We start from the raw sequence: 23,782 nt of genomic DNA, 5'->3' as shown, positions 1-23,782 counted from the left end.
AAACCCCCGGTGCCCGGTTCCGGGCCGGCGGTACCGGGCTGCCGGGGGTGGCAAGGTGGCCCCGCATCTCCGTTCGGAGCGGGGACGTGTCATGGCGCCGGAGTGCGAACGGGCGCCGGGGTCGCCGGGGTGTCCCCGGGGGATCCGGTCAGGCCGTTTCACCCCCCGTCGGCGACGACCGGCGATCGGGCAGGTCCCGGGGACGTCCTCGCGGAGCGGGAAGCGGAATCCGCAGCTCGGCGCGGACGGCGGTGCCCCGCGGGCTCCGCTCCACCCGGCAGGTCGTGGCGAAGGCGTGGACCAGCCGCAGCCCCCGCCCGTCCACCGTCTGGTCGGGCAGCCCGGCGCCACGGCACCGTTCCCGCCAGGTGCCGATGTCCTTGACCTCGACGGCCGCCGTGGCGTCGGCGACCGTCACCAGCAGGCTCACCTCGGAGCTTCCGCTGTGCAGCACGCTGTTGGTGACCAGTTCCGTGGCGATCACACGCAGTGCGTCGACGGTCTCCGCGGGTGCCCCCCACTGTGTCGCCATGTCGCGGGTGAAGGCCCGCATGGCGGGGACCGCCCGGGTCTCCACGGCCATGGCGCACACGGCGGAGCGCTGCCGGGGCACGGCGCCGAGGTACCGGCGGCGGTGGGCGGGCTTGAGTGGCTGTTCATCCATCATGATCATGTCCTGCGGTGAAAGGTCCGTCGGAACGCCGGGAGTTCGCGCTGCGGCCGGGGTGAGAACCGGGCACGGGGGGTACGGGCTGTGACCAGCGGATGTCCAGGGGATGACGTCGCTGTCACACCTCAGACTCTAGGGACGCCGTGTGACGGCGCCCATGTATCGTGAGCACACAGGGCAGGGTTCTCAGTGGATGATTCACACAGGGTGGTGCGTGTGGGAGTACCCCGGGACACCGAGCCGGCACCGCAGGTCGCCGTCTCGGTGAGCGCTGTCCTGGCCTTGCTCGATCTCGCCGCGAAGGGCCGCCCGGACGAGCCCGAAGCCGTCCCGGACCTGCTGCTCGCCGAACATCTCGACACCGCCACGGCCACCCAGGTGGGCCGCCGGGTCCGTGAGCTCCAGGGCGCGATGGCCCGGTCGCACCGGCGCGGACGGGAACTGGCCGCTCTGTTCTCCAGCGCACGGGAACTCGCCGAACTGCACGACGTGGATCTGCTGATCACCCGGCTGGTACGGCGCGCCCACGACCTGGCCGGCACCGATGTCACCTACCTGTCCGAGTTCGACGAGACCACCCGCGAGCTGAGGGTCCGTTCCACCGCCGGGGCGGTGGCCCCCTCCTTCCAGAAACTGCGGGTGCCGCCCCACATCGGTCTGGCCAGCAAGGTCGTCGAGTCCCGCGCGCCGCAGTGGACCTCCCGCTACGAGCAGCTGCGCGACGTGCCCCACGCCGACAGCATCGACAGCGCCGTCCGCGCCGAGGGCCTTGTCTCCCTGCTGGGTGTCCCGTTGATCGCCGGCGGCCGGGTCCTCGGCGTGCTGTTCGCCGCCAATCGCACCGAGCACGCCTTTTCCCCGGAAGAGGTCTCGCTGCTGTCGGCCTTCGCCGACAACGTGGCCGTCGTGCTGCAGTCGGCTCGTCTGCTCACCCAGGCACGCGACGCGGCCGCCGAGACACAGCGCGCCTACGACGCGCTCGCCGACCACGTCGAGGCGATGGAACGCGCCAGCCGGGTGCACGAGGAGCTGACCGCCGCGGTGCTGCGCGGAGGCGGCGCCGCGGATGTCGCACGAACGCTGGGGGCGGCGCTGGAGCGCCCGGTGGTCATCCTCGACGAGAGCTACGCGGTGCTCGCCGCGTCCGACGACCGGAGCATGGCCTCGGCGATCGACCCGCCCGCCGTCCGCTCGGCGATCGCGGACAGCCTGCGCTCCGGACGCTGCACCGCGCTGCACCCGCCGACCGGCGGGTTCCATGCCGCGGTCGCCGTACTCGCCGGGGACATGATGCTCGGCGGCCTCCTCATCGGTGACGGCCCGGTCGAACTCGGCGCGGTGGAGCAGCGGACCATCGAGCGCGCCGCGCAGATCACCGCGCTCCTCACCCTGAAACAGGATGCGGTGCTCTACGCCGAGGACCATGTGCGCGGTGAACTTCTCGGCGACCTGGTCAGTCCCGATGTCCGGCGCCACGCGAGCCTGCCCGCCCGGCTGCGCGCCCGCAGACTGCGCCCGGACGATCTGCGCACCGTCGTCATCACCGTGGTGGCGCCGGAACAGCGCCGTGCGGCACTGCGGGCCGCACAGGCGGTGGCCGCGCCGTCCGGCCTGGCGGGTGAAGTGGACGGCGTCGTCACGCTCGTCGTGGCGGAGAGCGACCCGCAGCATGCCGCCACGGCCGTCCGCGACCGTGTGTGTGCCGGTACGGGTGTCGGCGAGGTGCTGACCGTGGCCGCGCCCTGCACGGAGAGCCTGGACGAGCTCAGTGCCCGTTTCTCCACGGCTCGGGACTGCAGCCGGGTGCTGACCGCCCTCGGCATCGAGGCGGCGGCGGTGGCGGCCGACGCCTACCTGCCGTACACCACCCTGTTCGCCCACGACCCCAGCAGCGTACGGGAGTTCATCGCCCGCACCATCGGCCCCGTCCGGCGCTGGGACGCCGAGCGGGGAACCGACCTGCTCGCCACGTTGCACAGCTTCGTGGACTGCAACGCGAGCCCTGCCCGCACCGCGCGGCTGATGAGCGTGCACAGCAACACGGTGCTGCAGCGGCTCGACCGGGTCACCCAACTGCTCGGCAGCACATGGCGGGAGCCGGAGACGTTCTTCCGTATCTCGGTGGCCGTGCGCCTGCACACCCTCTCGGAAGCCCTTCTGGGCGCGTCACACCCACTCCGCCGGCGACCAGGGTGACATCGGCCCGGCGATGACTCACGCGCGTGTCACCGGAGTTCAGGGCTTGAGGAGGGTCTTGATGGCGCGGCGCTCGTCCATGGCCCGGTAGCCCTCGGCGACCTGCTCCAGGGGCAGTGTGAGGTCGAAGACCTTGCCCGGGTCGATCCGGCCGGTCAGCACGCGGTCGATCAGGTCGGGCAGGTAGCGGCGTACGGGAGCCGGGCCGCCGCGCAGGCCGACGTGGGAGAAGAACAGTTCCTGGCCGTCGATCGCCACCTCGTGGGGTACGCCGACGAAGCCGACGTTGCCACCGGGCCGCGCCGCCTGCAGGGCCTGCCGCATGGCCTGGGCGGTGCCGACACACTCCAGCACCGCGTCGGCACCGATCCCGTCGGTGAGGTCCTTGATCCGGGCAACGCCCTCCTCGCCGCGCTCGGCGACGATGTCGGTGGCGCCGAACTCCAGGGCGAGCCGCCGGCGGCTCTCGTGGCGGCTCATCGCGATGATCCGCTCCGCTCCCCTCTCCTTGGCCGCGATCACCGCGCACAGCCCGACCGCTCCGTCGCCGACCACCACGGCGGTGGAGCCGGGCTCGACCTCGGCGGCGTCCGCGGCGTACCAGCCCGTGCCCATCACGTCGGAGACGGCCAGCAGGCCGGGCCAGAACTCCTCGGCCGGCACCTCGTCGGTGGCGACCAGGGTGCCCTGGGCGTTCGGGATGCGCACGTACTCGGCCTGGCAGGTGCTCATGAACTCGCGGTTCAGACAGCTGGACTGGAAGCCGTTGCGACAGTTGGCGCAGGTGTTGTCCGAGGTGGCGAAGGAGCCGACGACGAACTGGCCCGGCCTGACCGCGGTGACCTCGGCTCCGACCTCCTCCACGAAGCCGACGTACTCATGGCCCATCGGGTGCGCCGCTTCGGTCGCGTCCAGGCCGCGCCAGGGCCACAGGTCGGAGCCGCACACACAGGTGACGGCCGTGCGGATCACGGCATCGGTCGGCTTGACGATCTTTGGCTCGTCAAGTGTCTCGAAGCGCACATCGCCGGGGGCGTGGATCACTGCTCCGCGCATGAGGGAGGTCCTTACGTGTAAGAGGGTGGGCCTTGGGCGGTCGGTGGGACCGCCGCGGCCGGGTGCGGGTACGGGCCGAGGCCGGGTCAGGGGCGCCGTCGTCCTCGACGCACGGCCCGGTCGGGCACCCTCCGCGCGGGGCGGCTGCGCCGCTCGGGGAGTACCCGTTCTCCAGGTAACCGGCTTTCGCGGCGGTCAGCGAGTCACCGGTGAGGGGTGTACTGCCAGTACATCGCTGCCGCGCCCCGCACGCCGTACGGTCGGGGTATGGACAACCGTGAGGAGGTCCGCGAGTTCCTGACCTCGCGGCGAGCGAAGATCACCCCGGAGCGGGCCGGGCTGCCCACCGGGTCCCGGCGCCGTGTCCCGGGGCTGCGCAGGAGCGAGGTCGCCGCGCTGGCCGACATGAGCGTGGAGTACTACGCGAAGCTGGAGCGGGGCAGCCTCGCCGGTGTCTCCCCTGCCGTCCTCGAAGCCGTCGCCCGCGCTCTTCAGCTGGACGACGCCGAACGCGCCCACCTGCTGCATCTGGCCCGGGCCGCCGACGGTTCCGACGCGCTCACCCGCCCACGGCGCCGGGCCGGCCGGCCCGGGACCTTGCACCGCAGCCTGCAGTGGACCCTGGACGCGATCACGGCGGGGCCCGCGGTCGTGTCCAACGGCCGGATGGACATCCTCGCCGCCAACCCGCTCGCCCGCGCCTTCTACACCGACCTCTTCGCCTGCTCCGACAACCAGGGCAACCTGGCCCGCTTCAACTTCCTCGACCCGGCCTCCCGCCGGTTCTACCCCGACTGGGAGCTGTTCGGGGATATGGCGGTGGCCATCTTGCGCCGCGAGGCCGGCCGCGACCCCCACGACAAGGACCTGCACGATCTCATCGGGGAGCTGTCCACCCGCAGCAAGGACTTCCGCGCCCGCTGGGGCGCCCACAACGTCCGCCGCCACGGGACCGGCACCAAGCGGTTCTGTCATCCGGCGGTCGGCGGCCTCACCCTCGCCTACGAGGCTCTGGACCTGGCCGCCGAACCCGGACTCACCATGACCGTCTACACCGCCGAGCCCGGCTCACCCAGCGAAGAGGGCCTGCGCCTGCTCGCCTCCCTGGCCGCCACCGAGGAGACCGGCCCGGCCGCGCAGCACTCCCCCGGCTGAAGCCGGCCGCCGTGGCCGCTTTGAGCGGTGCGTTCCCCGAGGGCTGCGGTGTCGGTCGGATGTCAACCGTTCTCGTCCCTGCCGGGACCGACGGCGGTCAGAGGGCGCAGAGCAGGCCGTCGAGGGGAGCCGGGACGAGGCCGGGATCAAGGGCCTCGACGAGGACACGGCCATAGTGGATCTTGCGCCCCTTCTTCGTTCCGAGGAAGCGCCGGAACTGCTGCTGCGGGGCGCGGCCCTGCTGGGCGGGCTGGCGCAGGAAGGTCCGCAGGGCACGCAGGTCGCCCTCCGCCCGGACCAGTTCCGCCACCCGTGGCACGCCCAGCGCGCGGATGAGTTCGTCCTCCAGGTCCGCCGCGCAGACGAAGAAGCCGTGCTGTGCCGCACCGGCCCGTTCGAAGCCGCGGGCGTAGTAGGGGCGCTCCGCCTCGTCGCACAGCCCCGTGAGGCGGAGGCCAAGGCCGTCAGGACCGAGCAGTGGGGCGTAGCGCCCGACGCTCATCGCGCCGCCGATCGGCAGCACGCAGACCCCTTCGGCCGCCAGGTCCCGGCCGCGGCTCGCCGCCAGCGCGTCGACCGCCGCGACGTCGCTCGGCCCTTCGAGCAGGACGGTCGCCCGGACGGTCAGCCGCGCGGCCAGCTCCTGCGCGCGGTCGCCGGGACCACCCGCTGCCCATGCGGTGACCGCGTCCCGGAACGCCCCCATGTCTGCCATGGGACGAGTCTGGGCCCGTTGCGGCCACGGCGCGAGGGAATTTCCGCCGGTACACCGATCGAAGGTGACCGGTCGGACTCCAGGCCGGCGTCCGTCGACGCCGGGCTTCGAGGGACCGGATGCGGCAAGACCGCTCCGCGGGACGGTTCAGCCCGTCGTGACCTGGGACCGGATGCGGTCGCGGACGTCGGCGACGATCCCGGAGCGGGTGAAGGCGCGGGTGACGCGGACCAGCCAGGCCGCCTCGTCCTCGACGGTCTCCAGGACCACCGTGGGGGTCGGGGTCTTCTGGTCCGGGGTGCCGGTCGGCGGCGTGCCGGCCCGCTTGCCCTCCAGCGCCGCGGCGATGACCGCGGCCTCGAACACGGCCTGCCGGTCGGGGCCCGTGAGTGCCGAACGGCTCAGCGCCTCCATGGCCCGGTCGACCGTCTCGGGCCGCTGGTAGGGGCGCAGTGCCAGAGTGCCGTCCCGGATCTCGATGACCCTGCGGTACAGGGCGAAGTCGGCCCGGCGCAGGCCGGGGCGCCGGCCGGCGGCGCCGGGGTCCAGCGCGATCTCCGGCAACTCGGCATAGAGCGCCGACCACAAGGGAGCGAGCCGTTGGTGGGTGCGGCGGGCGCGCAGCCATCGCAGCGGGGCGGCGATCCGCTCGCCCCAGAGGGTGGCGGTGGCGCCCGCGGCGGCGAAGACCGCGGTGACCATCCCGAGCGTCGTGGACATCAGGTCCTCGTCCAGGCCCTGCCGCCCGCGGGTGACGTTCTCCGCGACGTCGTCCAGGGCCCACAGCGCCCACACCGTGGCGATGGCCGTGGCCAGCGTGGCCAGTGCGAGGCCGGTGCGCAGCGAGCCCGGCGGAGTGCGCCGTGACTGCCGGATCAGAGCGCGTCCGAGGACGTACAGACACCAGCACAGGTAGGCCGTGAACAGCACGTTGTACGCGGCGAGTGCCCAGCCGCGGCCGGGCGCGGCCACGGCCACCGTGCCGGACTCGGTGATGCCCGCGCCGAGGAACAGGCCGAACGCGGTGAGTTGGACGAGGACGGCGGCGTGGATCCGGCGCCGCCGGTGTGCCGGCACCGGTCTGGGCCCCTGGGGATCGAGGGCCTGCGCCACCAGACAGAGAAACGCGGCGGCGGCGGCCTTCAGCTGGTTGGCGACCAGGAGTTCGCCGTCGGGCGAGGGGATGAGGCGGTCCACGACGCCCAGCACCGCAGGGGCGTTGAGCAGCATCGCCGTGCCCGCGCACAGCGCGAATCCGGCCACGTCACGCTGGGCGGGATCCGTTCTCCCGCGGCGGCTGATCGCGAGTCGGTGGCCCGCGAACACCAGGAAGACCAGGGCGGCGAGACAGGCGGTCAGGTCCGTCACATGCGCCGCCGGCGGGCCGGCCGGTCCCCGTCCCGGTGCTCCGGGGAGCCGAACAGGGAGCGGAGCCGGGCCTCGTCCGGACCGGCGGGCGACGGCAGGGCCGTGCCCGTGCGGGCACGCTGTGCGGCACGGTTCAGGATGAGGGACGCGACAAGCTCGGCTTCTTCCTCCTGCGGCTCGGTGTAGACGGTGCGCCCGAGGACGCGCTGGACCAGCGAGGCGGGCAGGTGGGGCAGCAGGACCTGCGCGGCGGAGGCCGCCGTGGGTGATGTCTCGCGGTGACCGCACAGGAGGTGCGCGACCTCGTGCAGTTGTATGTGCTGCTGGTGCAGGGGCGTGGTGTCCGCGGGGTAGAGGATGCGGTCGGCACGGTCGGTCGTGATGAGCAGCCCGCACGGCAGGTGGGGTCGGGCCGCGACCGGTACCAGCTCGATCGGCCGGCCGCGGGTGCGTGCCAGCATGCCGATGAACTCGGCCGTGTCGAACGGGGTCGGCAGGTCGAGACCGTCCACCAGACGCCGACATCGTTGCAACAGACGCTTGCTGTTCCCACCGCTGCGCACCGGCTGTCCCTCTTCCCCGTGGTCGCTGTGTGGCCGCCGGTCCAGGTCAGCGGTCGTTCCGGTCGCCGCCTGCGGCGCTCTCACGCCGGGCGAGGACATCGATCATGTCGCTGATCGTGTTCACGCCCTCCGGAGAGAGGTTCACCGCGCGCAGTGCAACGCTGCGGACCCCGGCGTCCCGCAGGGCTCCCAGCAGTTCCAGTTCCTTGGCGATGGCCGCCCCCTGGTCGTCGTCGAAGAAGTAGGCGACCGGCACGTCGAAGAACTGGGCGAGGGCTTCGAGGTGCCGTTTGGTGGGGTTGTCCCGGCGGCCCGTCCGCAACTGCCACATATAGGTGGCGGAAAAGCTCTCCCCGGTCGCCTCCCGGCAGGCGCGGGCGACCTCCTCATGGCTGAACTGCTCGCGGTTGGGGCGCCGTACTATGCGGAACAACGCGTCGATCTTGTCCGCGAGAGTCGTCGGCGAGGACCGATCGGTATCGGTCACGTCCAGCCTCCTCTCTGCACGTCGGACCAGCCCAGGTGGAGCGGGGCCCGGCCAGTTCTTCACCCTAGCTGATGCCGGGGGCGGGGGTCAGCCCGGTGTCAGGACGAGCGGTTCAGCCGGGAGGGCGCTCCCGCCGCCTGGCCGCCCTCGTCCCCCAGGGTCAGGGTGTCGGCGCCGGTCTTCGTCAGGGTGTAGACGTTGCCCCGCACACAGAGCACTCCCGCCGACGGATCCGTGGGAGTGCTCGTGGCCGCTTCGAAGACCATCGTCGTCGCATGGGTCTCCGTCAGGCGCAGTGTCTCGGTGCACCCGATGTCCCGGCCGCTGCCGGCGTCGGTGATGTGGCTGACCTGTCTGCCCGCGATGTCCCCCCGGTGTGCGGTGTGCAGGGTCAGGGTCACCGACACCTGGGTCGTGCGGGAGTTGACCACACCGTCGCCGGAGCTGCTGCCGGGACCGGCGCCCTTCCAGATGCCGGTCCAGGAGGCGGGCAGGGCGTCCGTCGCGGTGCGGCGGGACGGCGACGGAGAGGAGTCATGTTTGTCGTCCGAGTCGTCGCGGGTGTTGCCCGGCCACATGAGGGCGGCGACGGCGACCCCGACCGCGACGACGCCTGCGACCGCGAGCACCGTGCCGCGCCGCGCCCGGCGCGGGCCGGTGGTGGGCGCGGGGCGCGGATCGGTCAGGGCCGGTGGCCCCGGGTGGGAGGCGTACGCGGTCGGCGGACGGTACGAGAGGGGCGTCCCGTACGGGGGTGGCACCCCGGCCTCGCCGAAACGCGCCCCGGCCTCGCCGAAACCGGTAGGGGGCCCGAACCCTGTCGGCGGCCCGAAACCCCTCGTCGGCCCGAATCCGGCTGTCGCCGCCGGGTGTTGCGGCGCCGGCGCGGAAGCGTGCCCTTCCATCAGGTGCCGCAGCTCGGCCTCCCGTGCGGCGATCTCCGCGGCGAGGGTCGCGGGCAATGCCGTGGTCCAGCCGTCCCGCCCCGCGCCCAGCCGTTCCAGCGGCGCCTGCGCGGTGGGCCTGGCCTCGGGCGACTTGTGCAGGCAAGCGGCCAGCAGCGGCACGAGCGCCGCCGGCACACCGTCCAGCGCCGGCTCCTCGTACACGATCCGGTACAGCAGCTGTGCCGCCGACGGCTCCTCGCCGGGCCGCAGGAAGGGACCCGAACCGGTGGCCGCGTACACCAGCACCGCGCCCAGCGCGAAGATGTCGCCGGGCCCGGCCGAGACCCCGCCGGCCGCCTGCTCCGGGGCCATGAATCCGGGCGAGCCGATGACTGAGCCGGTCCGCGTGTGCCTGGTGTCGTCGGCGGCCCGGGCGATGCCGAAATCGATCAGCAGCGGGTGACGGCGGGCGAGCAGCACGTTGGACGGCTTCACGTCGCGATGGGCGAGACCCGCCCGGTGCACCGCCCGCAGTCCCTCGGCGAGTTCCGCCGCCAGGGCCCGGACGACGGGCTCGGGCAGCGGTCCGTGCCGTTCCACCCATTCGGCGAGGGAAGGCGCGGCCATGTACTCCGTGGCCAGCCACTGGGGCCGCCGGCCCGCGGGGCTGTAGTCGACGACCGCCACCGTCCACGGCGAACGCACCTGGTCGCTGTTGGCTATCTCGCGGGCGAACCGCTCCTCGAAGGCCGGGTCCACACCGAACTCGGCCCGCACCGTCTTCAGCGCGAGCGGCCGTCCGGACGCCGTACGGGAAAGGAAGACCTGCCCCATGCCGCCGGCTCCGAGCCTCGCCAGCAGCGGGTAGCCGCCGATGGCCGGCGGATCCTGAGGGTCCAGAGGCTTCATGGACTTCTCCGGGCGGTACTCGTGGACACGGCAGGGCGGACCACTGCGCCCAAGCACATCTGACCCCCCGCAAGTTCGCCTCAGCTTACCCCACCATGTGACGCATTCATATCAGTTCATGTCCTGGGGAGTGGACGACCGGCGGTCCACGGCGCCGCCGGTTCGCGAGGAGCGCCGCGCCTCCTCCATCCTGGAGCGATGGGACGACATGACGGACGGGACATCACCCATGCCGCACCGCGGGAACACCCGCTGCGCACGCCGACCCTGGTGGTCGTGAGCGGCAGTCCCGGAACGGGGAAGACCACGCTCGCCCGCCGCCTCGCACGCGCTCTCGGCTGCCCCGCGGTCATCCGTGACGAGATCAAGCAAGGCATGGTCCTGTCCACCCCCGGCTACCGCGGCGGCGGCGACGATCCCCTCAACCACCCGACCCTCGAAGCCTTCTTCGGCGCGCTGAAGCTGCTCCTGGAGGCCGGGGTCACGCTCGTCGCCGAGGCGGCCTTCCAGGACCGGCTGTGGCGGCCGAACCTGGAACCGCTCACCGCCCTCGCCGACCTCCGTGTCGTCCTGTGCACCACCGCGGCCACCGTCGCCCATGACCGGATCGTCCAGCGCATCCAGGACGATCCGCACCGGGCCGCCCACGCCGACCACGAACTGCTCCAAGCGATCGCCGCCGGGACACGCTCCCCCGATTCCTTCGTGCCGATCTCCCTGGACGTCCCCACGCTGACCGTGGACACCTCCGACGGCTATCGGCCGGGCCTGCCCGGCATCGCCGACTTCGCCCGGGCCTCGACTCGCGACGCGGCCACCGAAAGTCACCGTTGATCCACACTGTGTCGCAGCCGCCCGGATGTTCGCCCGATTCCGTCGTCGGCGCAGTTGATTCGTGCGCTCCGATCGGCCATTGTGCTGGAAACAACTACATGGCTCGCGGAATACGCACACCCGCCACCAGCCGAGGGATCCCGCATGCTGCACGACGAGTTCCACACCATCGACTTCTTCGCCCAAGGTGCTCTGCCCGCACCCCAGGTGACGCCGGCCCAGGCGGCGCACCTGGGCGCCCAGCACCTCGGCGTCGACGTGCGTGCTCAGACGCTGGGCAGCCAGCAGGACGCCAACTTCCTGCTGCGCGCCGACGACGGGACACCCCTGGCCGTTTTGAAGATCGCCAACCCCGCCTTCAGCGCTGCGGAGATCGACGCCCAGGACACCGCCGCCGACCTGATCGCCGCGGCCCACCCTCAGCTGCGCATCGCCACCGTCCTGCGCCGCCCCGACGGCTCCCCGCAGCGCACGACGGTGGACACCGCGGGCGGGCCGGCCATCGCGCGGCTCCTGCGGCACCTGCCCGGCGGAGCGCTCTCCGGACCCCGGCACCTGTCGCCGAGCACGGTGGCGGCCATGGGCACGATCGGCGCGAAGATCAGCACCGCCCTGCGCGACTTCCGCCATCCGGGCCTCAAGCGCGTCCTCCAGTGGGACCTGCGGCACGCCGACCGCGTCGTCGCACAGCTCGCGGAACACATCACCGAACCCGACCGGCGCGCCGCCGTCCGGTCCGCGACCGCCGACGCCTGGGCGCGGGTCCACAAGCTCGCCGCCGTGCTGCCGTCGCAGGCCGTGCACCTCGACCTCACCGACGACAATCTGATCCGCTCTGCCGAGGGCCACCTGCCCACGCCCGACGGAGTCATCGACTTCGGTGACCTGACCTGGAGCTGGGCGGTCGGCGAACTCGCCGTGACGCTCTCCTCGATGCTCCACCACGACGGCATGGAGCCCCGTCATGTGCTGCCCGCCGTCCGGGCCTTCCACGCCGTGAGGCCGCTCGCGCCCGCGGAGGCGGAGGCGTTGTGGCCGCTGGTGGTCCTGCGCGCCGCCGGCCTGGTCGCCAGCGGGCGCCACCAGGCCGCCGTCGACGAGGACAATGCCTACGCCAAGGCCGCACTCGACCGCGAGTGGCGCATATTCGAGCAGGCCACCCGGCTGCCGCTCGCGGTGATGGTCCGCCTCGTCCAGGACGCGATCGGCCTGGCGGACGAGCCCGACCGCATCGATCCACCGGCGCACTTGCTGCTGCGCGGCCTCGACGCCGGCACCATCGCCCTGCTCGACCTGTCCACGGACGCCGATTCCATGGACCACGGAGCCTGGCTCGAAGCCGGCACCGTGGACCGGCTGTCGGCCGCCGCGCTCGCGGACGGAGCAGCCGCGGTGGCCACCCGGTACGGGCAGCCACGGCTCGCCCAGGCTCCGGCGCTGTCGGCCCGTTCCGCCGCCACGGTGCCGACCGGCATCGACCTGTGGCTCGGCCGGCCCGTCGTGGCGCAGGCCCCCGGCGCGGGGAAGGTCCTCGCGGCGGCACCGGGCCGTGTGGAGTTCGGCTACGGCCCGCGGGTGCTGACGCTGTCCTTCCCCAGCACGGTCGACCCGGTGGTCGCCGCGGGCTCGACGGTCCGGGCGGGCCAGGATCTCGCCCGCCTGCCCTCCGGAGCCGCACTGCAACTCGCGCTGCGCGACGCCGACGGCCCCGCCGTCCCTGCCTTCGTACGCCCCGAGTACGCCGCCGGCTGGCTCGCGCTCACCGCGGACCCCGCCCCGCTCCTCGGTCTGCCCGCCGCCGGCCGCGCAGAGGACGGAGATCTGCTCGACCGACGTGACGCCGTGTTCGCGACCGTGCAGGAGCACTACTACGCCGAGCCTCCCCGCATCGAGCGTGGCTGGCGCCACCATCTGCTGTCCACCGACGGCCGCTCCTACCTCGACATCGTCAACAACGTCACCCCGCTGGGCCACGCCCACCCCCGCGTCGAGCAGGCGGTTTCCCGGCAGCTGCGGCGGCTCAACACCAATTCGCGGTTCCACTACGCCTCGGTGGTGGAGTTCACCGAACGCCTCGCCGCCCTGCTGCCCGAGCCACTGGACACGGTGTTCCTGGTCAACTCCGGTTCCGAGGCAGTGGATCTGGGCCTGCGGCTGGCCATCGGCGCCTCGGGACAGCACGACGTCGTCGCGCTGCGCGAGGCGTACCACGGCTGGACCTACGCCTCCGACGCGGTCTCCACCTCGCTCCAGGACAACCCGAACGCCCTGGCCACCCGTCCGAGCTGGGTGCACACCGTGGACTCGCCCAATTCCTATCGCGGCCGGCACCGCGGGCCGGACGCGGTGCGCTACGCGCCCGAGGCCGTCGCGGTGATCGACGAGCTGGCCGCCTCCGGCCGCCCGGCGGGAGCCTTCATCGGTGAGACCTTCTACGGCAACGCCGGTGGGATCGCCCTGCCCGACGGCTATCTCGCCGAGTTGTACGCGGCGGTACGCCGGCACGGTGGCCTGGCCGTCGCCGATGAGGTCCAGGTGGGCTACGGCCGTCTGGGCCACTGGTTCTGGGGCTTCGAGCAGCAGCAGGTCGTCCCGGACATCGTCTGTGTGGCCAAGGCCATGGGCAACGGCCATCCCCTCGGCGCCGTCATCACGTCCGCGTCGATCGCCGACCGGTACCGCGACCAGGGCTACTTCTTCTCCTCCACCGGTGGCAGCCCCGTCTCCAGCGTCGTCGGCCTCACCGTCCTGGACACCCTGCGCGACGAGGACCTGCAAGGCAACGCGGTGCGCGTCGGCGGCCGTCTGAAGAGCCGGCTCGATGCACTGGCCGACCGCTACGGCATCATCGGCGCCGTCCACGGCTCGGGCCTCTACCTCGGGCTCGAACTCGTCCGGGACCGAGCCGGTCTGGAACCCGCCACGGAGGAGACCGCCGAACTCTGCGACCGCATGCTCGACCTCGGCGTGGTGGTCCAGCCGACCGGCGACCACCTGAACATCCTGAAGATCAAGCCGCCGTTGTGCATCGACGACGCCGCGGTGGACTTCTTCGCCGACATGCTGGACCGCGCCCTCGCCCAACTCGGCCACTCCCGCTGACACCTCGGACACTTCCCCGCCGCTTTGGTCCTGCCGTCGCGTGAGGTCACAGGCCGGGGGCGCGAAAGCCGTTCAGGTACCAGAAGGCGGCGGCGTACCAGAGCAGGGCGATCGTGGTGACGAGGACGCCGCCGGCCAGCGGAAGCGCCCAGCCGGGCCAGCCGCGGTGGCGGACCACGACGACTTTGGCGACGAAGGCCCCGTAGAGGAAGCAGCCGGTGAGCGAGTGCACTGCCACGCGGGTGCTGGTCAGCCGGACGCCGTAGGCGGTGATGCAGTGCCAGGCGATCGGCAGGGAGAGGAGGAAGGCGGTCAGGCCGATGACGCGGTGCGTGGTGTGCACCCGGTGTGATGCGGTGCGCAGCGCGGGCAGGACGCCGTACATCCACAGGGCGAGGAACAGCTGGATCAGCGCCAGGCACAGGAGCGCCGAGCCGAGCCGGGCCTTGAGCCCTCGGGCGTCGTAACCGCGCTGCCCGAAGAGACTGCTTTGGTAGTCGGGAATGTGTGCCCGGCCGAACCAGTACAGGCCGGCCGTCACCGCCACCGGCAGGAGCATCCACAAGGCGCCGTGGAGCCATCGGCGCTGGGCAGGGCGAGCGACGCCGTCCATGTGATCAGCCGTTCCCGTTCTCGGGCCCGCCGCCCTGGAGCCGGACGGCACACCAGGGGACGCGGGTCGGTCGGGGTGGTCGCGAGGCGAGGGTCTCCAACGGGTGCTCCAGTCGTCGCGGGCGGGCGTCGCCACTGCGTAGGAAGCGTCCCCGCGGGCTCGGGCCGGCCCGCGGGCAGACACCCGAACGGGGAGCACGGTTGGGCCGGACGGCTCACGAGAGCGCCACGGTCCGCTCGGCCACGGGCGCGGCCCGTCCCGGCCGGAGGCGTGGTGCCGTGGTGGAGGGAAGGGTGCGGGGGCAACGGAGCTGGAACGACGGGCAGTTGACCTGCTCGCGCTCGTCCGCTTCGTGGAGCAGGTCGGCGTTCCGGCGGATGACGACAGGGGGGCAACCGCCGCGTAGCCTCCCTCCAGGATCAGGACCTCACGACGGGAGTCGCGATGACGAGCCTCGACGGGCTGTCCCCCACCACCAACTCCTCCGGTTCCGCCGACGCCGGTCTGACGCTGACCGGTGTGCGGCTGGGACCGCGCGGCCCGGTGTGCGCGCTGCGGATCGCAGGCGGCCGGATCGTCGTCGTCTCGGCCGCGGACGACCTCGACGGTCCCGCGCTCGACCTGGACGGACGGACCGTGCTCCCGGGGCTGTGGGACGCACATGTGCACATGGCCCAATGGGCCGGCAACGGGCGGCGCGTGGGCCTGTCCGGCCTTCAGTCGGCGCGAGCGGTGGCCGAGGCGTTGCGGCCGTACGCCGGGGATCTGGCCTCGGGTGAGGTGCTGACGGGGCAGGGGTTCCGGGACGGGCTGTGGCCGGACGTGCCCGACAAGGCACTGCTCGACGCGGTCTGCCCGGACCGGCCGGTGGCACTGATCAGCGCCGACCTGCATGCGGCCTGGCTGAACTCGGCGGGTCTCGCGCTGATCGGACGGGGTGACCATCCGACGGGCGTGCTGCGCGAGCACGAGTGCTTCGAGGCGATGCGCGCGCTGCCCGAGGTGCCCGCCGACGTCCTCGACCGCTGGGTCGCACAGGCCTGCCGGGACGCGGCGGCGCGCGGGGTCACCGGGATCATCGACTTCCACTTCTCCGACAACGTCGCCGACTGGAGCCGCCGCGCCGCGCACGCACCGCTCGATCTGCGGGTGCGGGCGGCCCTGTATCCGCGGCACCTGGAGGCGGTCGTCTCGCGCGGGTTGCGCACGGGCGACCCGCTGCCCGGGACCGGCGGGCTGGTGCGGGTCGGCCCGCTCAAGCTGTTCACGGACGGCTCCCTCAACACCCGTACCGCCCTGTGCTGCGACCCCTAGAGGGCAGTGCGCAGGCGTACGGCATCGAGGAGACGTCGTACGAGGAACTGGTACAGCTGATGCGGTGGGCCTTGGCGCACGGCATCGAGCCCGCGGTGCATGCGATCGGCGACCGCGCCAACACACTCGCACTGGACGCGTTCGCGGCCGTGGGTGGCCGGGGCCGGATCGAGCACGCGCAGTTGCTGACGGCCACCGACATACCCCGGTTCGCGGAGCTGGGCGTCACGGTGGGGGTGCAGCCGGCGCACGCGCCCGACGACCGCGACGTGGCGGACCGGCACTGGGCGGGACGCACCGGGCGCGCCTACCCCTACGCCGATCTGCTGGCGGCCGGAGCCACCCTGGAGTTCGGCTCGGACGCGCCCGTCTCACCACTCGACCCATGGACGGGCATAGCGGCGGCGGTGCACCGTAGCGACGACGGCCGGCCGGCGTGGCATCCGGAGCAGCGGGTGCCGGTGCGGGCGGCGCTCACCGCGTCGGCACTCGGCCGCTTTGTGATCCGGGTCGGCGATCCGGCGGATCTGGTCGTCGTCGACGCGGACCCCATCGACGCCGACGCGCGCACGCTCCGCACGATGCCGGTGCACGCCACCCTGCTGGGCGGGCGCTGGACCCACGGGCCCGCCTGACGGCACGCCCTGTGGCGCGACACCACGCGACGCGCGGACGCCCCTGTGCCCCTGTCCGCTCCCGCTATGCCGCCGTCACCGGCTGCGGGGCGGTGACCGCCGCGGACCGGGTGCCGGCGGTGTTCGGCGCCGGCCGGGCGGAGGCCGAAGCCGTCCGGGCCGGCGCCGCCCGGTGCGCGTGGTCAGCGGGCGGCCATGCGCCGGGCCACCAGCGACCGGTGGATCTCGCCCGCGCGGACCGCCGTCGTCGACAGCAGCGTCGAGGTGAGCCCATGGGTGTGCTCGGTGCTGCCCTGGAGGTAGATCCCGGCGGTGACGTCGGGTGCGGTCTCCACCCGGTGGTCGCGGTCGACCCGCAAGGCGTCCCCGTCGTCCCGCAGACACACCTTGGCCGCCTCACCGAGCAGGGCGCCGAGGTCGCGCGGCCGGTAGCCGGTGGCGTTCACCAGCACGTCGGCCTCCAGCACCTGTTGCTCTCCGGTCGGCAGAAACTCGACACGGACGTCGAGCGTTCCCCCGGGACGGGTGCAAACGTCGCGGATCCGGGAGACGTTGAGGAAGCGCAGCCGCTCGCGGCCGGCCACCTTCTCCTGATACGCGGTGGCATACAGGGCCTCGATCAGCTCCATGTCGACGACGGAGTAGTTGGTGGAGCGGTGGTAGTCGAGGAGGGACTGTTTCACCTCGGAGGGCGCCCCGAAGTAGACGTCCACGGCCTCCGGGTCGAAGATCCGGTTGGCGAACGGGCTGTCGTCCGCGGGGGTGTAGCCGTACTTGGCGAACACCGCGCACACCTCCGCCTGCGGGAAGGAGCGGTGCAGGTAGTCGACGGTCTCGGCGGCGCTCTGTCCGGCGCCCAGGACGACCGCCCGGCGCACCTCAGTTCCCGCGGCGGTGAGTTCGGCGACCCGTGGCAGTAACTGGCTGTTGTGCCAGACACGTTCGGTCAGTTCGACGCCGGGTGGCAGATGGGGTTCCAGGCCGATCGCGACGCTGATGTCGCGGGCACGGTAGCTGCGCGTGCGGCCGGGCCGGTCGGGATCCCGGCAGACGACGTCGAAGCAGGCGACCGCGCCGGAGTCGTCGCGCACCGGCCGGACGGCGGTCACCACATGGTCGTAGGCCACCAGGTGACCGAGGCGTTCGGCCGCCCACTCGAAATACTCGTGGAACTCGGCGCGCAGCGGGAACAGCGTCTTCTGGTTCAGGAAGTCGGTCAGCCTGCCGCGTTCGCGCAGGAAGTACAGGAAGCTGAAGTCGCTGGACGGATCGCGCAGCGTGACGAGGTCCTTCAGGAAGGACACCTGCATCGTGGCGTCGCCGATCAGCATGCCCCGGTGCCAGCCGAAGCCCGGCTGGCGTTCGAGGAAGAGGGCGTTGAATCGTTCGTCCGGTGGAAGCCGCGCGTTGTGTTCCTCAACTGCTATGGCCAGCGCCAGATTTGACGGCCCGAAACCGATTCCGAGGACGTCGTAGGTGGTGTCGGTTCCCTTGAGCGGTGACTTCACCGTGGCATCGCCTCCCTCAGGCAGCCACATGTTAGATAAGGTTAGCCTAACCTTGCAACGGAGCAGCCGGAGGGGAGAACCGCATGCGCGTCGCCATGTTCGGCTATCAGACCTGGGGTCATCGCACGCTCCAGGCCTTGCTGGACTCGGACCACGAGGTCGTCCTCGTGGTCACGCACCCCAAGAGCGACCACGCCTACGAGAAGATCTGGAACGACAACGTCGCCGAACTCGCCGAGAAGCACGACGTCCCGGTGCTGCTGCGCAACCGCCCCGACGACCCCGAACTCCTCGCCGTCCTGCGGGAGTCCGCGCCGGACATCATCGTCGCCAACAACTGGCGCACCTGGCTGCCGCCGGAGCTGTTCGATCTGCCCCCGCACGGCGCCCTCAACATCCACGACTCGCTGCTGCCGTCCTACGCCGGCTTCTCGCCGATCATCTGGGCGCTCATCAACGGCGAGCCACGCGTCGGCGTCACCGCGCACCGCATGAACGGCGAACTCGACGCGGGGGACATCCTGATGCAGCGCTCGGTGGCGGTCGGCCCCACGGACACCGCGACCGACCTGTTCCACCGGACCGTCGACCTGATCGCCCCGATCGTGCGCGAGTCGCTCGACCTGATCGCCTCCGGCAAGGACGCCGGGCACTGGCAGCCCCAGGACCGCAGCCGGGCGAGCTTCTTCCACAAGCGGTCCCTGGAGGACAGCCGGATCGACTGGACCTGGCCGGCCGAGCGCCTGGAACGCCTCGTCCGGGCCCAGTCGGACCCGTATCCGAACGCGTACGCATTCCACCGGGGCGAGCGCCTGAGGATCGTGCAGGCCGACGTCTCCGAGGGGCACTACGGCGGCACACCGGGCCGGATCTTCATCCGCGAGGGCGACGGGGTGGTCGTCGTGGCGGGCGCCGACGCCCACTCCGGACGCCGCCGCGGACTGCTCGTCAAGCGCGTGCGCACCGAGGACGGGACGGAACTGCCCGCGACGGAGCACTTCCGCACGATGGGCGGCTACCTCACATCCCGCCCCTAGGCGCGCGTGACACCGCACCCCCTCCCGGGGACGCTGCATCCGCCCGCCCCGGACGCGGTCGGCCTACCAGCCACACGGCGGCCATTGATAAGGTAAGCCTTACCTTGCTTTACTGCCGCTGAGGCGGCTCCTGCCCACCCCTGCGAAAAGGGATGCACCGTCATGCCGAGATCCCTCCGTACCACCCTTCTCACCGTGACCCTGGTCGCCGGGCTGGCCGCCTGCGGCTCCGTCAAGGACGACTCGAACAGCGATGCGCCGACGGACGCCGCCAAGACCGGGAAGTCCTCCGTCTTCCCCGTCACCCTCACCCACAAGTTCGGTGACACGAAGATAGCTTCGGCCCCGAAGCGGATCGTGGTGGTCGGCAACGGCGGCACCGACGACATCGACGCGCTCTACGCCCTCGGCGTCACCCCGATCGCCGTGTCCAAGGACTCCCTGAGCCCAGACGGGGTCTACCCGTGGCTGAAGGACGAGATCGACACCGGGAAGACGAAGCTCCTCGACACGCTCAACGGCGTCGACTACGAGGAGATCGCCTCCCTGCAGCCCGATCTGATCCTCGCCACGTCGGACTTCACCCTGGACAAGGACTACGAGAAACTGTCCGCGGTGGCCCCGACGATCGGCTACGCCACCGCCTGGGGCGGGCAGTCCTGGCAGGAACACGTCCAGGTGGTCGGCAAGGCCGTCGGCAAGGAGGAACAGGCCGAGAAGGTCATCGAGGAGACCGAGGGCGGCATTGCCGCGGTCAAGGCGAAGCACCCCGCCCTGGACGGCAGGACCTACAGCCTGTCCATCGGCAACACGCCGGCGAAGATCTACACCATCGCGTCCGAGACGGACTTCGCCGCCAAGCTGACGAGCGAACTCGGCCTCGGCCTGACCCCGTCCGTCAAGAACATCAAGACGGTCAACGGCAGCCCCACCGGCGAGCTGTCCTTCGAGCAGCTGGACAAGCTGGACGCCGACCTCGCGATCATCGCGTTCACCACCAAGGACCTCCAGAAGGCCTTCGAGTCCAGTGCGCTGGTGAAGAACATGTCCGCGGTGAAGGACGGCCACTACTTCGTCACCGACGCCCAGACCATCAGCCAGCTCAGAAGCCCCTCCGTGCTGGGCATCCCCTGGGCGCTGAACAACCTGGAGCCCGCTTTCGCCAAGCTGGGCGAGTAACGGGTCGGCAGAAAGCGGCGGGGCGTGCAAGGCGCCCCGCCGCTTCCGTGTCCGCATCAGCCGTCGCGCAGCGCCGCATCCACCTCCTGGGCCGACATCTGCTCGATCTCCAGCTGGATCGCGGCGACCTGTTCGAGCCGGCCGGGCGTCTCCTCGCCCGCGGCCAGCCGCTTGGCCATGCCGCCCGCCGTGAGGGTGGCGAACAGGGCGCGCACCGACACCTCGGAGCTGTCCAGCGCCTCGCGCAGCCGGCTGACGATCGCGGTGGCGAGCACCGAGTCACCGCCCAGGGCGAAGAACCCGTCGTCGAGGCCGACGCGGTCGACGCCGAGCACCTGAGCCCAGATCCGGGCCACGACCGTCTCCAACGCGCTGCCCGCGGCACGCTGTCCGGTCCCCTGCTGTGGCAGGGCCTGCCACAGCCTTGCGACCGCCCGCCGGTCGAGTTTGCCGTTGGAGGTGAGCGGCAGCTCGCGCACGACGACGACTCGGTACGGCACCATGTGCGGGGGCAGCACATGACGCGACCACTCCCGCAGTTCCTCCTCGTCCACCCCTTCCGCGGCCACTGCCGCCACGAGCTGGACGCCGTGTGACCGGGCGAGTCCGGCCACGGCACGCCGAACCGCCGGATGCCCGGCGAGCGCCGCCTCCACCTCCCCCAGCTCGATCCGGAATCCGCGCAGTTTGACCTGGTGGTCGCGGCGGCCCAGGAACTCCAGGGTGCCGTCGGGCCAGTACCGGGCCAGGTCGCCGGTGCGGTACCAGCGCGCACCGTCCAACCCGGTGAACTTCTCGGCCGTGCGCACCGGATCGCCCCGGTAGCCGAGCGCCACCCCGTCCCCGCCGATCCACAGCTCACCCGGCACCCAGTCGGGGCAGTCCCGGCCGTGGCCGTCCACGACCCGGCAGCGGACGTTGCGCAACGGGGTCCCGTACGGCACCGCCCGCCAGTGGGCGGGGACCTGAGAGGGTGTCACCTCGCACACCGTGGAGTGGATCGCGGTCTCCGTGGTGCCGCCCAGCGCGATGAACCGGCAGCCGGGAGCCCGTTCGGCGAGCCGCCCCGGCAGATCGGTGCCCACCCAGTCACCGCCGAGCAACGCCACGCGCAGTCCGGTGAGTTCACCCGGACCGGTGGCCAGCAGCAGAATGTCCAGCAGCGGCGGCGCGCAGTTGAGGAGGGTGACGCGGTGGGTGCGGACCAGGTCGGCCCACCGGCGGGCCTCGCGCCGGTCCGCCTCGTCGACCAGTACCACGGCGCCACCCGCACTCAGCAGCCCGAACACGTCGTACACGGACAGGTCGAAGTCGAGGGCGGACACCGCGAGGCAGCGGTCGTCCGCGCCCACGCCGAAGCGGTCGTTGAGGTCGTCGACGGTGTTCATGGCGGCCCGGTGGGGCACGTCCACGCCCTTGGGCTCACCGGTGGAGCCGGAGGTGAACAGCACATAGGCGGGCTGCTCCTCGTCCACCGCCACCGGCTCGGGCAGCGGCTGTGCGAGGACGGCGTCGGCGACCGGAAGCGTCTCGACCCCGTCGAGCGGCCGCCCGTCGGTCAGCGCCAGACGGAAACCGGCGGTGGCCCGGATGCGCTCGCGGCGGGCGGCCGGCTGCTCGACACCGACAGGAACGTAGGCGGCGCCCGCCGCGAGCACACCCAGCACGGCCACGATCTGGTCGGGACCCTTGGGCAGGCTGACCGCCACCGTGTCACCCGGCCGGACGCCGCGCGCGGCCAGCGCCCCGGCCGTCCGCAGCACTCGGTCCGCCAACTCGGCGTACGACAGGGAGCCTTCGTCACCCCACAGGAGGGCGGGGGCGCCAGGACGTTCGGCCGCGCGGGCGAAGAAGCCCTCGTGCAGAAGCCGGTGGCTGCGCGGCGCGTCGGTCGCGTTGGCGCTCGCCCGCACGGCCGTCTGCGTCCCGGGCAGCAGGGCGGGCACGGGGCGCTCCCACACCGTGCCGTCGGTGCCGAGCCGGGTGACCAGTGCGCGGAAGGCGGCGAACATCGCGTCGATCAGCCCGTTGGGGAACGCGTCCTCGCGCACGTCCCAGTTGAGGAGCAGCCCGCCGTCCACCTCGGTCACCTGGGCGTCGAGGAGCACCTGCGGGCCCTGCGAGATGATCCAGGCCGGCTTGCCGAACGACCGGGTGACGCCCGCGTCGAACAGCTCCCCGAGGTTGAGGGCGCTGGTGAACACCACGGGTGCGAGGACCTGTTCGCCGTGGTGCCGGGTCAGATCCCGCAGCACCTCCACGCCCGAGTAGTCGGCGTGGGCGGCGTCGGTGTGCATACGGTCCTGCAGGCGCACGGCGTGCTCGGTGAACGTCGCCGGCTCGGTCAGGTCGACGTCGAGCAGCACGGAACTGGTGAAGTCGCCGACCAGCAGGTCGACATCGGGGTGGGAGCCTCGGCGGTCGAACATCGGGACGTTCAGCAGGAACCGGGGCTGTCCGCTCCAGGCGGCCAGCACCTCGCTGAAGGCGGTGGCCACGGCCATGGCCGGGGTGAGCCCGTGCTGGTGGGCGCGGGTCGCCAGGCGCCGTTTGTCCTCCGGCGGCAGCCAGTGATGGCGCCGGGTGACCCGGGTGGGGTCGGTGCGCTCGGCCTCGGGGACCAGCGGGAGTTCGGGGGCGCTGGGCAGGGCGGGCACCCGGCCGCCCCACCAGGCGCGGGACTGCTCCCGGCTCAGCCGGCGCATCTCGCGCCGCTCGGCCAGGTACTCCGGATAGCTGGTGCCGATCGGCGGCAGGGGCGTGTCGGGGTGCTCGTAGAGCGCGGCGAGATCGCAGAGCAGCACCCGGTAGCTGAGCGCGTCGGCGGCCAGCATGTCGACGTCGACGTGCAGCCGGGTGCGCCCCTGCGGCAGCAGGGACAGCTGTACGGAGTACACCTCGCCGGCGGCGACGTCGAGCCGGGCGTGCGAGGAGCGGTGCCGGACGTCCTCCAGCCGGGCCGCGGCGCTCTCCTCGTCCAGGTCCCGCAGATCGTGTACGACCGTGGCGGGGCGGGCCGGTTCGGGCAGGATCTGCTGCCGTCCGTCGTCGGTGAAACGGGCGCGGAGCATGCCGTGCCGGGCGACGAGGGCGCGGACGGCCCCCTCGAGGCGGTGGGGGTCGACGTCCGCGCCGTCGAACTCGACGTAGAGATGGGCTGCCACGGAGCCGAGCGTGGTGTCGTCGCCGCGGCCGATCCAGTACGCGTGCTGCATCACCGCGAGCGGGAACGGTTCGCCCGGGTCGGCGACGGGCCGCGGCGCCGCGGAGGGAGCCGGGGGCGCGGGCCGGGCGGCCGCCAGGAGTGACCGCCAGGCGCGCAGGGTGGGCTCCTTGGCGAGTTCGGCGAAACTGACGCGGACGCCCTGCTTGCGCCAGCCTCCCGCAATCCGCATCAGGGTGATCGAGTCGAGTCCCCAGGCGATGAGGCTGTCGTCCTCGCCCGGCGGGGTCTCCTCCGAGGCCAGGGCGTCGGTGACCCCTCGCAGGAGCTCGTCAGGGGCCGGGGGGTGCTGCGTCGGGGGGTGTTGCGTCACCGGTTCCTCCGCTGCCAG

The 23,782-nt window shown here is 72.3% G+C and carries 16 protein-coding genes and 1 pseudogene; 7 read left to right on the top strand and 10 right to left on the bottom strand.

Annotation, left to right across the window (positions count from 1 at the left end; all coding sequences use genetic code 11):
- Positions 1 to 148: 148 nt before the first annotated feature.
- Complete coding sequence (locus ACIRFL_RS01765) at positions 149 to 667, bottom strand: ATP-binding protein (RefSeq protein ID WP_404023049.1); 519 nt, start codon at positions 665 to 667, stop codon at positions 149 to 151.
- 219 nt (positions 668 to 886) lie between these two features.
- On the opposite strand from ACIRFL_RS01765, the gene ACIRFL_RS01760 reads away from it, so the two are divergent.
- Positions 887 to 2,866 carry a helix-turn-helix domain-containing protein gene (locus ACIRFL_RS01760; RefSeq protein WP_404023048.1) on the top strand — a complete coding sequence of 660 codons (1,980 nt, stop codon included), beginning with the start codon at positions 887 to 889 and terminating at the stop codon, positions 2,864 to 2,866.
- Between the two features lie 39 nt (positions 2,867 to 2,905).
- On the opposite strand, the gene ACIRFL_RS01755 is transcribed toward ACIRFL_RS01760, so the two are convergent.
- Positions 2,906 to 3,922 (bottom strand): zinc-dependent alcohol dehydrogenase family protein, encoded by a 1,017-nt coding sequence (locus ACIRFL_RS01755; protein WP_404023047.1) that lies wholly within the window; start codon positions 3,920 to 3,922, stop codon positions 2,906 to 2,908.
- A gap of 267 nt (positions 3,923 to 4,189) precedes the next feature.
- Between ACIRFL_RS01755 and ACIRFL_RS01750 the strand changes: the two genes are divergently transcribed.
- Positions 4,190 to 5,077, top strand: a complete 888-nt coding sequence (locus ACIRFL_RS01750) for a helix-turn-helix transcriptional regulator (RefSeq protein WP_404023046.1) — start codon at positions 4,190 to 4,192, stop codon at positions 5,075 to 5,077.
- 97 nt (positions 5,078 to 5,174) lie between these two features.
- Here the strand turns inward: ACIRFL_RS01750 and ACIRFL_RS01745 are convergent, their stop codons facing one another.
- From ACIRFL_RS01745 to ACIRFL_RS01725, 5 genes are all read right to left on the bottom strand, one after another.
- A complete protein-coding gene (locus tag ACIRFL_RS01745; protein ID WP_404023045.1) occupies positions 5,175 to 5,792 on the bottom strand; it encodes a TOPRIM nucleotidyl transferase/hydrolase domain-containing protein in 618 nt (205 codons plus the stop codon).
- A 147-nt stretch (positions 5,793 to 5,939) separates the two neighbouring features.
- Complete coding sequence (locus ACIRFL_RS01740; RefSeq protein ID WP_404023043.1) at positions 5,940 to 7,160, bottom strand: MAB_1171c family putative transporter; 1,221 nt, start codon at positions 7,158 to 7,160, stop codon at positions 5,940 to 5,942.
- The gene (locus ACIRFL_RS01735; RefSeq protein ID WP_404023042.1) at positions 7,157 to 7,672 is read right to left on the bottom strand and encodes a ParH-like protein; all 516 of its coding nucleotides are present in this window, start codon (positions 7,670 to 7,672) and stop codon (positions 7,157 to 7,159) included. The genes ACIRFL_RS01740 and ACIRFL_RS01735 overlap by 4 nt, the downstream gene beginning before the upstream one ends.
- 97 nt (positions 7,673 to 7,769) lie before the next feature.
- Positions 7,770 to 8,210 carry an XRE family transcriptional regulator gene (locus ACIRFL_RS01730; RefSeq protein ID WP_404023040.1) on the bottom strand — a complete coding sequence of 147 codons (441 nt, stop codon included), beginning with the start codon at positions 8,208 to 8,210 and terminating at the stop codon, positions 7,770 to 7,772.
- Between the two features lie 98 nt (positions 8,211 to 8,308).
- Positions 8,309 to 10,006, bottom strand: a complete 1,698-nt coding sequence (locus ACIRFL_RS01725; protein ID WP_404023039.1) for a protein kinase — start codon at positions 10,004 to 10,006, stop codon at positions 8,309 to 8,311.
- Between the two features lie 198 nt (positions 10,007 to 10,204).
- On the opposite strand from ACIRFL_RS01725, the gene ACIRFL_RS01720 reads away from it, so the two are divergent.
- Both ACIRFL_RS01720 and ACIRFL_RS01715 read left to right on the top strand, forming a co-directional pair.
- Positions 10,205 to 10,840 carry an AAA family ATPase gene (locus ACIRFL_RS01720; RefSeq protein WP_404023038.1) on the top strand — a complete coding sequence of 212 codons (636 nt, stop codon included), beginning with the start codon at positions 10,205 to 10,207 and terminating at the stop codon, positions 10,838 to 10,840.
- Between the two features lie 144 nt (positions 10,841 to 10,984).
- Complete coding sequence (locus ACIRFL_RS01715) at positions 10,985 to 13,942, top strand: aminotransferase (protein ID WP_404023036.1); 2,958 nt, start codon at positions 10,985 to 10,987, stop codon at positions 13,940 to 13,942.
- Positions 13,943 to 13,988: 46 nt separating this feature from the next.
- Here ACIRFL_RS01715 and ACIRFL_RS01710 read toward each other — a convergent pair whose 3' ends face one another.
- Positions 13,989 to 14,555 (bottom strand): DUF6529 family protein, encoded by a 567-nt coding sequence (locus ACIRFL_RS01710; RefSeq protein ID WP_404023034.1) that lies wholly within the window; start codon positions 14,553 to 14,555, stop codon positions 13,989 to 13,991.
- A 444-nt stretch (positions 14,556 to 14,999) separates the two neighbouring features.
- Here ACIRFL_RS01710 and ACIRFL_RS01705 point away from each other — a divergent pair.
- Positions 15,000 to 16,504: pseudogene (locus ACIRFL_RS01705) on the top strand (amidohydrolase).
- 182 nt (positions 16,505 to 16,686) lie between these two features.
- Here ACIRFL_RS01705 and ACIRFL_RS01700 read toward each other — a convergent pair.
- Positions 16,687 to 18,042, bottom strand: coding sequence for a lysine N(6)-hydroxylase/L-ornithine N(5)-oxygenase family protein (locus ACIRFL_RS01700; RefSeq protein WP_404023033.1), 1,356 nt, complete (start codon positions 18,040 to 18,042; stop codon positions 16,687 to 16,689).
- 53 nt (positions 18,043 to 18,095) lie between these two features.
- Between ACIRFL_RS01700 and ACIRFL_RS01695 the strand changes: the two genes are divergently transcribed.
- Positions 18,096 to 19,049, top strand: a complete 954-nt coding sequence (locus ACIRFL_RS01695; RefSeq protein WP_404023031.1) for a methionyl-tRNA formyltransferase — start codon at positions 18,096 to 18,098, stop codon at positions 19,047 to 19,049.
- A 162-nt stretch (positions 19,050 to 19,211) separates the two neighbouring features.
- Positions 19,212 to 20,228 (top strand): iron-siderophore ABC transporter substrate-binding protein, encoded by a 1,017-nt coding sequence (locus ACIRFL_RS01690; RefSeq protein WP_404023030.1) that lies wholly within the window; start codon positions 19,212 to 19,214, stop codon positions 20,226 to 20,228.
- A gap of 56 nt (positions 20,229 to 20,284) precedes the next feature.
- On the opposite strand, the gene ACIRFL_RS01685 is transcribed toward ACIRFL_RS01690, so the two are convergent.
- Positions 20,285 to 23,764, bottom strand: a complete 3,480-nt coding sequence (locus ACIRFL_RS01685) for an amino acid adenylation domain-containing protein (RefSeq protein ID WP_404023028.1) — start codon at positions 23,762 to 23,764, stop codon at positions 20,285 to 20,287.
- Positions 23,765 to 23,782 lie beyond the last annotated feature (18 nt).

It is taken from the genome of Streptomyces sp. NPDC102462 (assembly GCF_044765425.1).
Taxonomy (GTDB): Bacteria; Actinomycetota; Actinomycetes; order Streptomycetales; family Streptomycetaceae; genus Streptomyces.
This window is presented reverse-complemented; position numbering and strand designations above follow the sequence as displayed.

Excerpts from the sequence above, each read along its gene's own strand:
- ACIRFL_RS01755 (WP_404023047.1), bottom strand. The coding sequence starts at position 3,922 with ATGCGCGGAGCAGTGATCCACGCCCCCGGCGATGTGCGCTTCGAGACA.
- ACIRFL_RS01710 (WP_404023034.1), bottom strand. The coding sequence starts at position 14,555 with ATGGACGGCGTCGCTCGCCCTGCCCAGCGCCGATGGCTCCACGGCGCC.
- ACIRFL_RS01765 (WP_404023049.1), bottom strand. The coding sequence starts at position 667 with ATGATGGATGAACAGCCACTCAAGCCCGCCCACCGCCGCCGGTACCTC.
- ACIRFL_RS01720 (WP_404023038.1), top strand. The coding sequence starts at position 10,205 with ATGGGACGACATGACGGACGGGACATCACCCATGCCGCACCGCGGGAA.
- ACIRFL_RS01700 (WP_404023033.1), bottom strand. The coding sequence starts at position 18,042 with ATGTGGCTGCCTGAGGGAGGCGATGCCACGGTGAAGTCACCGCTCAAG.
- ACIRFL_RS01745 (WP_404023045.1), bottom strand. The coding sequence starts at position 5,792 with ATGGCAGACATGGGGGCGTTCCGGGACGCGGTCACCGCATGGGCAGCG.
- ACIRFL_RS01725 (WP_404023039.1), bottom strand. The coding sequence starts at position 10,006 with ATGAAGCCTCTGGACCCTCAGGATCCGCCGGCCATCGGCGGCTACCCG.
- ACIRFL_RS01715 (WP_404023036.1), top strand. The coding sequence starts at position 10,985 with ATGCTGCACGACGAGTTCCACACCATCGACTTCTTCGCCCAAGGTGCT.
- ACIRFL_RS01695 (WP_404023031.1), top strand. The coding sequence starts at position 18,096 with ATGCGCGTCGCCATGTTCGGCTATCAGACCTGGGGTCATCGCACGCTC.
- ACIRFL_RS01750 (WP_404023046.1), top strand. The coding sequence starts at position 4,190 with ATGGACAACCGTGAGGAGGTCCGCGAGTTCCTGACCTCGCGGCGAGCG.
- ACIRFL_RS01690 (WP_404023030.1), top strand. The coding sequence starts at position 19,212 with ATGCCGAGATCCCTCCGTACCACCCTTCTCACCGTGACCCTGGTCGCC.